The sequence below is a fragment of the Achromobacter pestifer genome (assembly GCF_902859625.1).
Taxonomy (GTDB): domain Bacteria; phylum Pseudomonadota; class Gammaproteobacteria; order Burkholderiales; family Burkholderiaceae_B; genus Achromobacter; species Achromobacter pestifer.
In genome coordinates this window covers 451,978-465,171 of the sequence record NZ_CADIJX010000002.1, presented here as the reverse complement: position 1 = coordinate 465,171, position 13,194 = coordinate 451,978, and the positions used below count along the sequence as shown (strand labels likewise).

At 66.0% G+C, this 13,194-nt stretch carries 12 protein-coding genes; 1 reads left to right on the top strand and 11 read right to left on the bottom strand.

The annotated features are described in order from the left end of the window. Positions 1-4: 4 nt before the first annotated feature. The 9 genes from HV753_RS08915 to HV753_RS08875 form a co-directional block, all read right to left on the bottom strand. Complete coding sequence (locus HV753_RS08915) at positions 5-796, bottom strand: enoyl-CoA hydratase/isomerase family protein (RefSeq protein WP_175174090.1); 792 nt, start codon at positions 794-796, stop codon at positions 5-7. Positions 797-861: 65 nt separating this feature from the next. Then, positions 862-2,178, bottom strand: coding sequence for a malonyl-CoA decarboxylase domain-containing protein (locus tag HV753_RS08910; protein ID WP_175174089.1), 1,317 nt, complete (start codon positions 2,176-2,178; stop codon positions 862-864). Next, the gene (locus HV753_RS08905; protein ID WP_175174088.1) at positions 2,129-2,881 is read right to left on the bottom strand and encodes a GntR family transcriptional regulator; all 753 of its coding nucleotides are present in this window, start codon (positions 2,879-2,881) and stop codon (positions 2,129-2,131) included. The genes HV753_RS08910 and HV753_RS08905 overlap by 50 nt, the downstream gene beginning before the upstream one ends. Before the next feature lie 116 nt (positions 2,882-2,997). Further along, entirely contained in the window at positions 2,998-3,768 is a 771-nt protein-coding gene (locus HV753_RS08900; RefSeq protein WP_175174087.1) for a class I SAM-dependent methyltransferase, read from the bottom strand. A 50-nt stretch (positions 3,769-3,818) separates the two neighbouring features. Beyond that, a complete protein-coding gene (locus HV753_RS08895) occupies positions 3,819-4,868 on the bottom strand; it encodes an acyl-CoA dehydrogenase family protein (RefSeq protein ID WP_246288203.1) in 1,050 nt (349 codons plus the stop codon). Between the two features lie 64 nt (positions 4,869-4,932). Next, the gene (locus tag HV753_RS08890) at positions 4,933-6,117 is read right to left on the bottom strand and encodes an acyl-CoA dehydrogenase family protein (RefSeq protein ID WP_175174086.1); all 1,185 of its coding nucleotides are present in this window, start codon (positions 6,115-6,117) and stop codon (positions 4,933-4,935) included. Between the two features lie 5 nt (positions 6,118-6,122). Continuing rightward, a complete protein-coding gene (locus HV753_RS08885) occupies positions 6,123-7,091 on the bottom strand; it encodes a Bug family tripartite tricarboxylate transporter substrate binding protein (RefSeq protein WP_175174085.1) in 969 nt (322 codons plus the stop codon). Positions 7,092-7,144: 53 nt separating this feature from the next. Further along, a complete protein-coding gene (locus tag HV753_RS08880) occupies positions 7,145-9,229 on the bottom strand; it encodes an acetate--CoA ligase family protein (protein ID WP_175174084.1) in 2,085 nt (694 codons plus the stop codon). Then, complete coding sequence (locus tag HV753_RS08875) at positions 9,226-10,029, bottom strand: enoyl-CoA hydratase (protein WP_175174083.1); 804 nt, start codon at positions 10,027-10,029, stop codon at positions 9,226-9,228. The genes HV753_RS08880 and HV753_RS08875 overlap by 4 nt, the downstream gene beginning before the upstream one ends. Before the next feature lie 113 nt (positions 10,030-10,142). Here HV753_RS08875 and HV753_RS08870 point away from each other — a divergent pair, with 113 nt between their 5' ends. Beyond that, entirely contained in the window at positions 10,143-10,916 is a 774-nt protein-coding gene (locus tag HV753_RS08870) for an IclR family transcriptional regulator (protein WP_175174082.1), read from the top strand. A 46-nt stretch (positions 10,917-10,962) separates the two neighbouring features. Here HV753_RS08870 and bktB read toward each other — a convergent pair whose 3' ends face one another. Further along, the gene (bktB, locus tag HV753_RS08865) at positions 10,963-12,144 is read right to left on the bottom strand and encodes a beta-ketothiolase BktB (protein WP_175174081.1); all 1,182 of its coding nucleotides are present in this window, start codon (positions 12,142-12,144) and stop codon (positions 10,963-10,965) included. 91 nt (positions 12,145-12,235) lie between these two features. Further along, on the bottom strand, positions 12,236-13,036 hold the full coding sequence (locus tag HV753_RS08860; protein ID WP_175174080.1) for a crotonase/enoyl-CoA hydratase family protein: 801 nt from the start codon (positions 13,034-13,036) through the stop codon (positions 12,236-12,238). Between the last annotated feature and the right edge of the window lie 158 nt (positions 13,037-13,194).

The window sequence follows — 13,194 nt, the reverse complement described above, 5'->3', positions numbered from 1 at the left end:
TTGGTCAGTCTCCGGAAAAGGAAGGGTCGACGCCGGCCAGGAAAGCGCGCACGCCTTCCTTGTGGTCCCGGCTTTCGGCATACGAGAAATAATCCTGGTACTCGTCCTCGGTCAAGGCGCCGCCTTGGGTCAGCCTTGCGGACAAGCGTTTATTGATGCGGGCGGCCAACGGCGCCCCCTGAGCGATGCGGTCGGCGCTGCGGCGCACGGCGGCGGCCACCTGATCATCCGCGACCACGCGGGTCAGCAGGCCGAGACTACGCGCCTCTTGGGCATCGAACACACGGCCTTCCAGCAAGATGGCCAATGTGGCGGCACGGCCGACCAGCGCCAGCAGGCCCCGCATTTCATCGGGCGCCATGGGAAAGCCCAGGCGGTTGATCGGCACGCCGAAACGCGCCGACGCACCGGCGATGCGCACGTCGCACTGGCTGGCGATTTCCATTCCGCCGCCCACGCATACGCCGTCGATCTGCGCGATCACGGGCTGCGGGCACGCCGCCACGGCCTGCAAGGCGGGCGCCAGGATCTCCCGGTGATAGCGTTGCACGCCGGCCATGTCGGCCCGTTCGACGGGAAACTCCCGGATATCGGCGCCGGCGGCGAAGTTGCCGCCTTCACCGCGCACGATCACGCAGCGCACGGTATCGTCGGCGCCGATCTGCGTGAACACGTCTTGCAGTTCACGCCACATGCCCACGGTGATCGCATTCAAGCGGCCCGGATGCGATAGCGTCACCCAGGCCAAATGCCCTTCGCGTTCCAGCCGCACACGGCCAGCCACGTCTTGCGTCATGTCCCCTCCTGCCCTGTCGTTCTTATGGTTTCCCTGTCCGGCCTACCTTGTGCCGGCAGGCTTCATCAGACCGCGCGCCCCACGCTTCGGCTGACCTGCGGCTTGCCCTCGCCCAGCTTCGCCAGATTCGTGTCCAGTTCATCCAGGTCGTACAGATAGTTCACCATCAGTCCGCAAGACTGCTTCAAGCCTTTCTGGGACGTATCTGCCGCCCAGTTCAGGCGTTCGATGCGCGCGCCGTTGCCCAGGTGAAAGCGGGCCACGGCATCCAGCGGCAAGCTGTTCTTCATGGTCTGCAAATAGCTGGCAGCCAGACGGAAGCCGGCACGCTTGACGACGTCTGAGGTGCTGCCTTGCGCCGCCTTGGCCAGCCGCGACACCCAGCGCTGCCCGTCGGGCACGCCTTCGCGCTGGCGCTCCTTGGCGCGCGCCTTGTCATCGCGCACGATGGCCTCGACGGCCGCGGCATCCAGCTTGCCCAACCAATCCGAGAAGCCAGGGATCGGGGACAAGGTGGCAAACGCCTTCAGCTTGGGCAATTCTTCCAGCAGTTGCTCGACGACTCGCTTCAGCAGGAAGTTGCCGAAGCTGATGCCCTTCAGGCCAGGTTGCGTGTTCGAGATGGAATAGAAGATCGCCCAGCGCGCCTTGTCCAGGTCCTGCGGCGGCAAAGTGCTGTCCAGCAACACCTGCACGTTGTCGGCCATCTGGCTGGCAAACGCCACTTCCACAAAGATCAACGGCACGCCCGGCATCTGCGGATGGAAGTAGGCATAGCAGCGCCGATCAGGCGACACGCGGCGGCGCAGGTCATCCCACGAGGTGATTTCGTGCACGGCTTCGTAGAGGATCAGCTTTTCCAAGAGTGAGGCCGGCGAATCCCAGGTCAGCGGGCGCAGCTCCAGCAAACCCACATCGAACCACGCCGACAACTGGCCTTCCAGTTCCTTGTCCAGGCTCTGGATGCCCGCCACCTGCTTGCGCCAACGCTGCATGTCGGCGCGCAGGTCCACCAGGAAACGCAGGCCTTGCGGCTGAGCATTGAAGCGTTTGAACAGGCGTGCGCCCTCGCCGCCGTCGTTGGCATAGGTGGCGCGCACTTGCGCCAGCGCAGCCAGCATCAAGCGGCGGTCCTTGCTGTCGGCCGCGCTGTATTGTTCGCACCAGCGGCGAGCCAGCTTGTTCGCGGCCACATCGGTCAGCCGCGCCTCGAACAGGCGCCGCACGTCGGATTCACTGGGCAAGCGCCCCCGTTCCCACAACCGGCCCAGCCGCGTGATCAGGCTGGACCCCTCAGCGGCCGAGGCGGCGTCGATGGCCTCGTTGTCGGGCTCAGGCGTGCGTGCGCCCCGCGCGGGCGCGAGATTGGCGGGTACGGACATGGATGGGCTCCTGGATGACGATGGGATCGGATAACGCCGGATCGGCGGCGTCTTCATTGGCCAATGCGCGCAGCGCTTCCAGCTGCCGCATCAAATGGGTGTGCGCCAGCGCTTGCGCGGCGTTGCTGTCATGCGCCTTCAGGGCGGCGAAAATGGCCAGATGCTCGGCGCAGGACTGTTCGATGCGCCCGGGCCGGGCCAGGCTGCGGTGCCGCGACAGGCTGAGCACCTTGCGCAGATTGCCCACCATGTCGTTCAACCACTGGTTCCCGGACAAGGCCTGCACGGCCTCATGGATCAGGTAGTTGGTCTGGTAATAGGCATCGATGCGGCCCGCTTCGGCGTGGCCCGCCAATTCGGCGTGCAAGGGCTCCAGCGCGGCGAGTTCCTCGTCGCTGGCCTTGCGCGCGGCCTCGAATGCGCAGCGCCCTTCCAGCATGGCCATCAGGGGAAAGATGTCTTCCAGGTCTTGGGTGGACAACTCGTTGACGAAGCAGCCGCGCCGCGGCTCCAGCCGCACCAGCCCTTCGGTGGCCAGCACCTTCAGGGCTTCGCGCAGCGGCGTGCGGGAAATGCCCAGTTCGCCCGCCAGACGCAATTCGTCGATCCATTCGCCGTTGGTCAGCGCGCGCGCATGGATCATGGCGCGCAGCCGATCCGCGACTTCCAGGTACAGGGCTTGGCGAACGATGGGTTGGCTCATGGGGAAACGGTTTTGACTTCACCGTAATTCATAATTATGAACAAACCCATCATAGATCCCAGGGCGGAAAAAGGGAAACCCCTTCCGCCCCGTGACTACCCTAATGCACCCAGGACTTAGAAATGCAGAACGCCGTCCACGGCGTGGCGGGTCAGCGCCCGCGCCCAGCGGCGAGCCGGCAGGCCATATTTGGATTCCACGACCTCGGCGCGCGCCAGCAGCTCGGCCGGCGTGACCGCCAGGCGTGGCCCCGAAAAGGCCAGCACGATCTGGTTGCCCGCGTCGACTTCGGGCAGCAGCAGCACGCGGTCGTCAAACGCCTTGGACATGTTGTCGATGTTCTTGCCGAAGCTCTCGTGGCGGCCGAACAGATTGACGGCCAACACCCCGACATCGCCCAGCACGCGGCGGCAGTCGCGATAGAACTTCACGCTATCGCGCACCGGCCCTTGCGCCGACGCATCGTACAGGTCAACCATCAGCACCGGGCAACGCCCCGCGTTCATCGGGTCGGCCACCCAGACGCCGGCGTCCGCGTGTTCGACTTCCAGCCGGTTCGATCCCGGCAGGCGGAAGAACATATGACAGGCGGCCGTCACGCGCGGATTCCATTCCACGGCCAACAAGGGGCTGCGCGTGTGCTTCACGCAGAACCGCACAAGCGAGCCGGCGCCCAGGCCCAGCATGCCCACGGCCTCTTCCTTGGGCGGTTCCAGGAACAACAGCCAGGCCATCATCTGGCCGGTATATTCCAGCACCAGTTCCGACGGATTCTTGATGCGCATGGCGCCCTGAACCCATTCGGTGTTGAAGTGCAGATAGCGGACGCCGTCCACTTCGGACAGCGTCGGCTGGTCCAGTTCAGAGGGGAGGTTCGATTTGTTCATGGCGGGATTGTAGGTCGGACACGGCCCAACGTCAGGCCACCCGCCCCACCCTAGCCCATGGCCACGGCCGCCCCCTGGGCGCCCCCTTCCCAGATGCGCTCAAGCAGTTCCGTGCTGGACGCCTCGGCATGCAGGCTGGCCGCCAGCCGCAGCACACGCTTCAGGTACAGATGCGCGTCGCACTCCCAGGTCACGCCCATCGCGCCGTGCGTCTGGATGGCATTTTGGGCGGCACGCCGGCCGCCTTCCACGGCCAGCAAGGGCACGTACAGGCTGTCGCGATCCGCCGACGCTTGCCCGGCATCGTGCGCGGATGCCGCCGCGGTGCCAGCCAGGCGCGCGTCATCCAGCGCCATCCAATCGTCGGCCAGACGATGTTTGATCGCCTGGTTGGCGCCGATGGCGCGGTCAAACTGGCGGCGTTCGCGGGCATAGGCCGCCGCCATGTCCAGCGCGGCCGAAGCCGCCCCCAGCAGTTCGGCCGAGCGCAACAGGGACAGCCGCGTGCGCAGCCGCCGCCAGGTGCCGGCGTCCACGCTCAGGTCGATACGATCCTGCAATTCGGGCCGAGCCACCCGCGCCACCGCCATCGTCGGGTCCAGTCCCGCCGCGCCGGGCACCGGCGCATAGCGTTCCAGCCTCAAGGTCTGGGGGCCAACGGCGCTGACAGCCAGCGCCGGCACGCCTTCGCCAGCGCCTTCAATAAAGGCTGAACCGTCCGGATACAACGTGACGTCGGCAAAATAGGCGCCGCCTTCCATCATCGTGCGCGCCCAGTCCGCCGGCCGCCCATCGATGCCGGCTTCGCACAAGGTCGGCAGCACAACCATGTTGGCCACCAGTGGCAGGCTCAACAGATGCCGCCCGGCCGCCTCGGCCACGATCCAGGCTTCACGCAGGCCCAAGCCCAGGCCGTCGAATGCCGCCGGCGCCAGCAGCGCGGGCCAGCCTTGCGCCGCGAGTTCGCCCCACAGGGCCAGCCGGGCATCCGCCGGCCGGATGGCCGCGCCACGCGCGGCCGAGACAGGATGGCGTTGCGCCAGGAAGCGCTGGGCCGCGTCTTGCAGCATGCGCTGGTCTTCAGTCAAAGGCAGGTTCATAGCGGGATCAGGGTGTGGGGCTGAAAACAGGGGATCAACATGCGGAATTCAACGTCGTCCGACGTCAGGCCTTGGGTAGCCCCAACATCTGTTCGGCGATGATGTTGCGCTGGATCTCGGAGGTGCCCGCCAGGATGGTTTCAGCACGCGACCACAGGTAGGCATGGGTCAACGCCACGGCTTGTTCGCCTGCGCCGTCCGCCAGGCAAGCCGTTTCGCCCAGCAGTTGCATGGACAGTTCCAGCAGGCGCTGATGCGCCTCGCTCCAATGGATTTTCGTGGACGAGCCTTCCGGCCCCGGAGGATCGCCCCGCATGGCCCCGGCCAATGCGCGCTGCGACTTCAGCGCCAGCACATGGCTGTCGGCTGCCAGCCGCGCCCATTGGTGGCGCACGGCTGCGGAGGACGCCGGCACATGGCCCTGCGCATCAGGACGCAACGCCAGATCGCGCACCAGCTCCAGCTCTTGCGCAAAGCGCACCAGACGCGGAATGAAGTAGGTGCCGCGCTCGAAACTGGCGGCGGCCATCGCCACTTTCCAGCCCTGATTCTGTTCGCCCAGCAACAGGTCTTGCGGCACAAAGACGTTTTCGAAGAACACCTCGCAAAACTCCGCGTCCCCCGTGATCTGCCGGATGGGCGCCACCCGCACGCCGGGGCTCTGCATGTCCACCAGCAGGAAACTCAGGCCTCGATGCTTGGGCGCCTGCGGATCGGTTCGAGCCAGCACGAAGCACCACTGCGCCCGATCCGCGAACGACGTCCAGATCTTGTGGCCATTCAGCAGATAGCCGCCCGCAGTCGGCTCGGCGCGCGTACGCACCGAGGCCAGGTCGGAACCGGCCCCCGGCTCCGAATAGCCCTGGCACCAAACCTCGTGGTTCGACAAGATACCCGGCAGGAAGCGCCGCTTTTGCGCCTCGGTGCCGAAGTGCAAGAGCGTCGGCGCAAGAATGCCGTGGCCGATCAGGTTCACCCCCAACGGCGCTCCGCTACGCGCATGCTCTTCATGGAACACGGCCTGCCGCGACAACGGCAAGGCCTGCCCGCCGTGCTCAGTCGGCCAACCCAACCCCGACCATCCGTTGGCGCACAACAGGTCTTCCCATGCGCGGCGAAAATCCAGGTCACGCGGCGCCGCCCCGCCCGGCCAGTCCCGGGCGAAGCCTGCGTAGGCCGACTCCAGCCAGCCGCGCAGTGTCTGGCGAAAGGCGGCGTCATCCTGCGCCGCATTTTCCAATCGACTCATTCCTGCTACTCCAGACGGATATTGGACTCGCGCGCCACCTTCGCCCAGGTCGTGACGTCCTGCCGGATGAAGGCGGAGAACGTCTTGGGATCGCTGCCGATGATGTCCAGCCCCAACCCCACGAACTGCGCCTTCACATCGGGCTGTTCCAGGATCTGCGCCAGGTTCTGATAGAGCTTGTCGATCACCGGCTGTGGCGTGCGCGCGGGCGCCACCAAGCCCAGCCACGGCATGGCCGAATAGCCCGGCAGGCCCGATGCGGCGACCGTCGACAAGTCCGGCACCGAGGCCGATGGGCGGGTCGTGGTCACGGCCAGCGCACGCAGCTTGCCGTCCTTGACGAAGGGGCCTGACGACGCCCAGGCATCGAACATCACCTGGATGCGTCCCGCCACTAGATCGTTCAGCGCGGGCGCGCTGCCTTTGTAGGGGATATGCGCCATCTGCACGCCCGCCATGCTGTTGAAGAGCTCGGCTTCCAGATGCGTCGAACTGCCGGTGCCCACCGAGCCGTAGCTGACCTTGCCCGGATTGGCCTTCAGATACGCGATCAGCTCGCCCACGTTCTTGGCCGGAATCGATGGATGCACCTCCAGCACGTGCACCACCGACGCCACCTGGCTGACCGGCGCGAAGTCCTTGATCGGGTCGTAATTGACCTTGGCGTAAATGCTGGGCGCAATGCCCAGGGAAGACGCCGCCATCAACAAGGTGTAGCCATCCGGTTCGGCGCGCGCCACGTAGTCGGACGCGATCATCGTCCCGCCGCCCGGCTTGTTTTCGACGATCACGGTCTGTCCCAGCTTCGCGGTCAGCCGTTCGGCCAGCAGCCGGCTCATGATGTCCGCCGCGCCGCCTGGCGAAAACGGCACCACGAGGCGCACGGGACGGCTGGGATAAGGGTCCTGGGCATGCGCCGGGTTCGCGACGCCGATGCAGGCCAGCGCGACGCCGGCCAATAGTCTCTTCATCATGCTTGTCTCCTCCTGGGGATACGCTGCGCGAGTTGCGTGATTGCGTGTTCGCGCTACGGGGTTGCGGGCAGGATCAGCGCGTCCAGTACCGCGACGCCTTGTCCCGCCTCTTTGATCAGCAATGGGTTGACTTCAATCTCCGCCACGTTGGCGGGCGCCGCAAGCAAGGCATTGCCCACGGCCACAATGCTCCGGCACGCCGCCGCCAGATCGGCGCGGGGCTTGCCCCGGTAGCCATCCAGCAGGGGATATGCCTTGAGTTCGCGCAACATCTGCAAGGCGATGTCTTCGTCGACCGGCAGCAGACGGTGGCTGGTGTCCTGGTAAAGCTCTGTCAGGACGCCCCCCAGGCCCACGGTCAGCACGGGCCCGAACACCGGGTCACGGGTCGCGCCGACGATGATCTCGGCCACGCCACGTTCCATCTTTTGCACCATCACGCCGTCAATCCGCGCATCAGGCTGCGCCTGGCTGGCCGACCGGACGACCTGATCGCAGGCGGCCTGCACTGCCTCGTCATCCGACAGGCCCAGCACCACGCCACCGGCCTCGGTCTTGTGTGCGATATCCGCGCTAAGGATCTTCAAAGCCACGGGATAGCCCGCCGCACGCGCATCCGCCACTGCGTCGCGGGCGTCGCGTGCCGCGTGCGCCCGAGCCTGCGGCAATCCGAAAGCGGCGACATACGCCCGCGCATCGACTTCGTTGCAAGGCAGCGTCGGCACGGCCACCGCCTCCGGGACCGGTGCCTGGGCCACGCGCTTGGCGCCGCGCGCCTCGCACCACAACAGGTACGGAGCCAAGGCAGACACCGCCTGCCCCAAGTCTTCAAACACCGCCACCTCGGCCTCGCGCAACGCAGCACGGCTTTGCGCCAACCCGGTATCGATCGCGACGAACAGGCGCGAATGTTGGCGCGAGGCTTCGGCCAGCGCATCCGCCATGCGGTCCAGCATGTAGCCCGGGGCATAGACCACCACGGCGTCGATCGCGTCCGTCGTGGCCAAGGCCTGCAACACGGTGCGCACGAAATCCGGGTCGTTGACCACATTGCCCGTCACGTCCACGGGGTTGCCGACCATGCCGTAGTCCGGGATGCCGCCGCGCAACACGCTTTGCAGCGTGTCGGGCAGATCGGGCAAGTCCAGCCCGGCGCCGATGAACTTGTCGGCCAGAATCGCCCCCAATGCCCCCGACATCGTCAGCACGGCCACCCGCTTGCCGGCGCTGCGATGGCGCAGCGTCGCCAGGCTGGCCAGGTGCGCCATTTGCGCAAAGTCCGACGCCTCGATGACATTCAACTGGCGAAACGCCGCCGCGTACACGCGCCGATCCCCGGCAAGCGCGGACGTATGGGACCGCACGGCCTGCGCCCCCTTCTCCGTGCTGCCCGCCTTCAACGCGATCAACAGCTTGCCCTGGCGTTCCAGCTCGCGGCAGGCGCGCACAAAGCGGTCGCCGTCACGCAATTGCTCGATGTAGCCCAGCACGATTTCCGTGTGTGGATCGGCCGCCAGATATTCCAGGTACTGCGAAAAATCCAGGCACGCTTCATTGCCGGTATTGATGAAGTGCGAAAACGGCAGATCCAATCTGCGCGCAATGGCATACACCGCCGCGCACACGTTGCCGCTTTGCGTCAGCAGGCTGACCACGCCCGGCCTGGTTTGCGCGGGCGCAGTCTTGAAGACCGAGGCGAACGCCGTATGCGCCTGCGTGTTCAGGTTGGCGAATCCCATGCAGTTCGGGCCCGCAACCGCCATGCCGCTTTCCGCCACGAAGGCTTCCAATTCATCCTGCAAACGCACGCCATCACCGCCCGCTTCCGCAAAGCCCGCCGCATAGACGATGGCCGCGCGCACGCCCTTGGCGTGACAACGGCGCAGCATGGGCGTGACCTCGGCCGCGGCAATTGCCAGCACCGCCAGATCAACGGGTTCGGGCACGGACTCGATGTCCGGCCAACAGCGCTTGCCGAACACTTCCTGATACTTCGGATTCACCGGATAGATGCCGCCGGCATAGCCGAAGCGGGTCAGCAGTTCCAAGGGCATTCCGCCAATGCGCCCCGCGTTCGCGCTGGCGCCGACCATGGCGATGGACGCTGGGTTCAGCAAGCAATCCAAAGGCGTTCTCATGCCGCCTCGCCCTTCTTGTTGCGCTGGATGGCCTGGGCCAGGCCGCGTTCGCGCACAGCCTGGAATTCCTCGCTCAGGTGCGAGAGCTGATGCGTATCAAAGTGCGCCGACAGCGCGGTGCGAAACCCCTGGGCATCCGCAGTGCGGTTCAGTGACCGCTTGATCAGGCGCAGGCCGAACGGTGGCGCCTGGGCAATGCGACGCGCCAACGCCAACGTGGCGTCATCCAGCTCGGCCTCGGGCACCACGCGGTTCACCATGCCGATGCGCAATGCCTCCTGCGCGTCGACCTTCTCACCGGTGTAAAGCATTTCCTTGGCTTTGCGCAGGCCCATGACCCACGGGTGGATCAGCACTTCGGTGGCCGCTGCCGCCAGCGTATGGCCGACCGGATCCGAGAAGTACGCCGTGTCGGAACACACCACCAGGTCGCACATGTTGGCGATCATGAATCCGCCGGCCACGCAGGCGCCCTGCACCTGGGCGACGGTCGGCTTCGGAAAGTCCCAAATGCGCAGGCAATAGCCGTAATAGCGGCGCGACTCGTAGTCCCAGCGCTCTTCCACCGTGAAGTCCGCGCGCTTGGCCTGCGCCTCCTTCAGATCATGGCCCGCCGAAAAATGCGCACCGCGCCCGGCCAGCACAACCACGCGCACCGCGTCGTCCTGCTCGGCCCGCGTCAGGGCGTCATCCAGTTCGTCCAGCATCTGCTGGCTTTGAGCATTGCGCGCGGATTCGCGCGCCAGGCTGATACGGCAAATCGAGTCAAGCCGTTCGACGGCCAGGGTGGCGTATTCCATAGTCTCCTCGTCTCTTGCTATGCCCGCGCTCGAAGCCGGCGCGGATCGACTGGATTGAATTAACGCACCTTAAATCCTAGAATACAAAATATTCGATCAATAATTCCCACAATATGAACAAATCAACTGCCACCGGCGGCACGCAAAGCATGCGCCGCGCCCTAGGGCTGCTGCGCGTGCTGGCGCAGCACCAGGAAGACGGGATCGACCTGCAAGGCGTGATGAATGCCAGCGGCCTGGAACGCTCGACCGCGCATCGCCTGCTGAGCTGCCTGCTGGAAGAACAGTTCGCCGAACGCGACAACCGCACCCGGCGCTACCGTCTGGGCGTGGATTCCATGCAGTTGGGGTTTGCCGCCCTGCGGCGCACGCCCCTGCTGGACGCGCTGCGGCCGTTCGCGCAGAAACTCGCGCGTTTGTCGGGCGACACGGTCTTTCTGGTGATCCGCCAAGGCGACTACGCCTTGTGCCTGCTGCGGGAGGCCGGGTCGTTTCCGGTCAAGGTATTCACGATCGACCAGGGCGAACGCCGCCTGCTGGGCGTGGGCGCGGGCGGCTTGGCGCTGATGGCCAGCTTGCCGGACGAGGAGATCGCATCGCTATACGCGCGCCATGCCGCCAGCTATGCGCAGATCGGCGTCAGCAGCAGCGCCTTGATGAAAGCGGTCAAGCAAACCCGCACGACGGGATACTCCGAGATCGTGGATACGATCACGCCGGGCGTGTCAGGGGTGGGGGTGGCATTCCCGGTGTCGGAACTGACCTGGGTAGCGTTCAGTTTCGGGGCGATCAGCAGCCGGCTGGATGGGCCGCGTCGCGTAACGATGGGCGCGCTGCTGCGCGCCGAATGCCTGGCGTGGGCCCAGGACTACCTGGGCCACGCCTGAAGGCCGCGCGTGCCGCCACGGGTGGCGGAACGCGCGGCCTTCAGGCTTAGATGCGCTCGAAGATAGCCGCGATGCCTTGCCCGCCACCGATGCACATCGTCACCAGCGCGTAGCGGCCGCCCACGCGCTGCAACTCGTGCAGCGCCTTGACGGTGATGATCGCGCCCGTGGCGCCAATGGGGTGCCCCAAACCGATGCCGCTGCCGTTGGGGTTGACCTTGGCCGGATCCAGCTTCAGCTCACGCGACACGGCGCAGGCCTGCGCCGCGAAGGCCTCGTTGGCTTCGATGACATCCAACTGATCCACCGTCAGGCCGGCGCGCTTGAGCGCGGCCTGCGTGGCCGGAATCGGGCCGATGCCCATGATGTCGGGATCCACGCCCGCGTGGGCATAGGCCACCAGACGGGCCAGCGGCTTGATGCCACGCTTGGCGGCCACCGAGGCATTCATCAACACCAGCGCGCCCGCGCCGTCGTTCAAGCCCGAGGCATTGCCCGCCGTGACGGTGCCGTTCTCTTTCTGGAAGACCGGCTTGAGCGTGGCCATGGTGGCAGCCGAGACATCGCGGCGCACGTGCTCATCGGTGTCGAACACGACTTCGCCCTTGCGCGTCTTCTGGACCACCGGCACGATCTGGTCACGGAAATAGCCTGCGTCGATGGCGGCGGCCGCGCGACGATGCGATTCCGCTGCCAAGGCGTCTTGATCCTGGCGGCTGATGCCGAACTTGGCCGCCACGTTCTCGGCCGTGACGCCCATGTGCATGCGGCCGAACGGGTCCGACAAGGCGCCCGTCATCATGTCCAGCATGACGCTGTCGCCCATGCGGGCGCCCCAGCGCTGGGACGGCACGATATAGGGGGCACGGCTCATGCTTTCGGCGCCCGCGCCGATGGCGATCTCGGCGTCGCCCAGCATGATGGTCTGCGCCGCCGACACGATGGCCTGCAAGCCCGAACCGCACAAACGGTTGACGTTGAAAGCCGGCGTTTCCTTGGCAATGCCCGCATTCATGGCGGCCACGCGCGCCAAATACATGTCGCGCGGCTCAGTGTTGATGACGTGGCCGACCGCCACATGGCCAACTTCGTCACCCTTGACGCCTGCGCGTTCCAGCGCGGCGCGGATGACGGTGGCGCCCAGATCGCACGGCGGCACGTCTTTCAGCGCGCCCCCAAAGTCGCCGATAGCGGTGCGGACGGCCGAAGCGACGATGACTTCATTCATGGTGTTTCCTCCTTGTAATACGTTCCATCATACCGCCGGCCCGCCGACGCCGTGCCGTCCCCAGCGGGCAAGTCCGGGTCAACCCGGAAGGTCACGCCCGGGGTTTGCGCGCCGCCCGCTGCGCGACAAAGTGGCCCACGGCATCCGCGTGCGCCTGCGTCTTGTGGGCCAGTGCCTGATAGGCAGCCGACAGTTCCAGCAAGGTGTCCAACCGCACGTGCTGGCTTTCGCGCAGCAGGCGCTTGGTCAGGCGTACCGCATCCGGGGAATTCGCCGCCATGCGCGCGGCCAGCGCTTGCGCGGCGGGCAACAATTCCACCGTCGGCACCACCCGCGACACCAGCCCCCAGTCCAACGCCGTGCCCGCATCAACGGCATCCCCGGTGAATGACATTTCGGCGGCCCGCGCCATGCCGATCAGCCGGGGCAGGAACCAGGCGCCGCCGTCGCCGGGAACAATGCCCAGCTTGACGAAACTCTCAGCGAAGCTCGCCGTTTCCGCCGCTATCCGCACATCGCACATGCAAGCGAGATCGCAGCCCGCCCCAATGGCAGGGCCATTGACGGCGGCGATGGTCGGCACTTCCAGCGCATGCAGGGCCAGCGGCAGGCGCTGAATGCCATGGCGATATTCTTGGCGCAAGGCGGCGCTGCCCACCTCGGGACCGATCTGGCGCTGCATGTCGTTGACGTTGCCGCCCGACGAAAACACATTGCCCGTTGCCGTCAGGATCAACACGCGCACGCCCGGATCGCGCTCAATGCGCGCGAACGCCGCCAGCAGCTGGTCCACCATGTCGCTGCCCGTCAACGCATTGCGCGTGGCGGGATCATCCAGCGTCAGCGTCACAATGCCATCCGCGCTCTGCTCGTAGTGCACGAGTTCCGTCATGCCTGTCTCCTGACCTCTAGGGTTCGTGATTCGCCGCCAACTGCGGCCCGATGCTCCGGACAGCGTAAGCAGGCAAGGCACCGCCGTCCAATATTAGTTTTTGCACTGGTGATACAGGATCGGTATCGAAAAACCAGAAAATAATATTGGACGACCGA

Excerpts from the sequence above, each read along its gene's own strand:
- HV753_RS08915 (WP_175174090.1), bottom strand. The coding sequence starts at position 796 with ATGACGCAAGACGTGGCTGGCCGTGTGCGGCTGGAACGCGAAGGGCAT.
- HV753_RS08910 (WP_175174089.1), bottom strand. The coding sequence starts at position 2,178 with ATGTCCGTACCCGCCAATCTCGCGCCCGCGCGGGGCGCACGCACGCCT.
- HV753_RS08905 (WP_175174088.1), bottom strand. The coding sequence starts at position 2,881 with ATGAGCCAACCCATCGTTCGCCAAGCCCTGTACCTGGAAGTCGCGGAT.
- HV753_RS08900 (WP_175174087.1), bottom strand. The coding sequence starts at position 3,768 with ATGAACAAATCGAACCTCCCCTCTGAACTGGACCAGCCGACGCTGTCC.
- HV753_RS08895 (WP_246288203.1), bottom strand. The coding sequence starts at position 4,868 with ATGAACCTGCCTTTGACTGAAGACCAGCGCATGCTGCAAGACGCGGCC.
- HV753_RS08890 (WP_175174086.1), bottom strand. The coding sequence starts at position 6,117 with ATGAGTCGATTGGAAAATGCGGCGCAGGATGACGCCGCCTTTCGCCAG.
- HV753_RS08885 (WP_175174085.1), bottom strand. The coding sequence starts at position 7,091 with ATGATGAAGAGACTATTGGCCGGCGTCGCGCTGGCCTGCATCGGCGTC.
- HV753_RS08880 (WP_175174084.1), bottom strand. The coding sequence starts at position 9,229 with ATGAGAACGCCTTTGGATTGCTTGCTGAACCCAGCGTCCATCGCCATG.
- HV753_RS08875 (WP_175174083.1), bottom strand. The coding sequence starts at position 10,029 with ATGGAATACGCCACCCTGGCCGTCGAACGGCTTGACTCGATTTGCCGT.
- HV753_RS08870 (WP_175174082.1), top strand. The coding sequence starts at position 10,143 with ATGAACAAATCAACTGCCACCGGCGGCACGCAAAGCATGCGCCGCGCC.
- bktB (WP_175174081.1), bottom strand. The coding sequence starts at position 12,144 with ATGAATGAAGTCATCGTCGCTTCGGCCGTCCGCACCGCTATCGGCGAC.
- HV753_RS08860 (WP_175174080.1), bottom strand. The coding sequence starts at position 13,036 with ATGACGGAACTCGTGCACTACGAGCAGAGCGCGGATGGCATTGTGACG.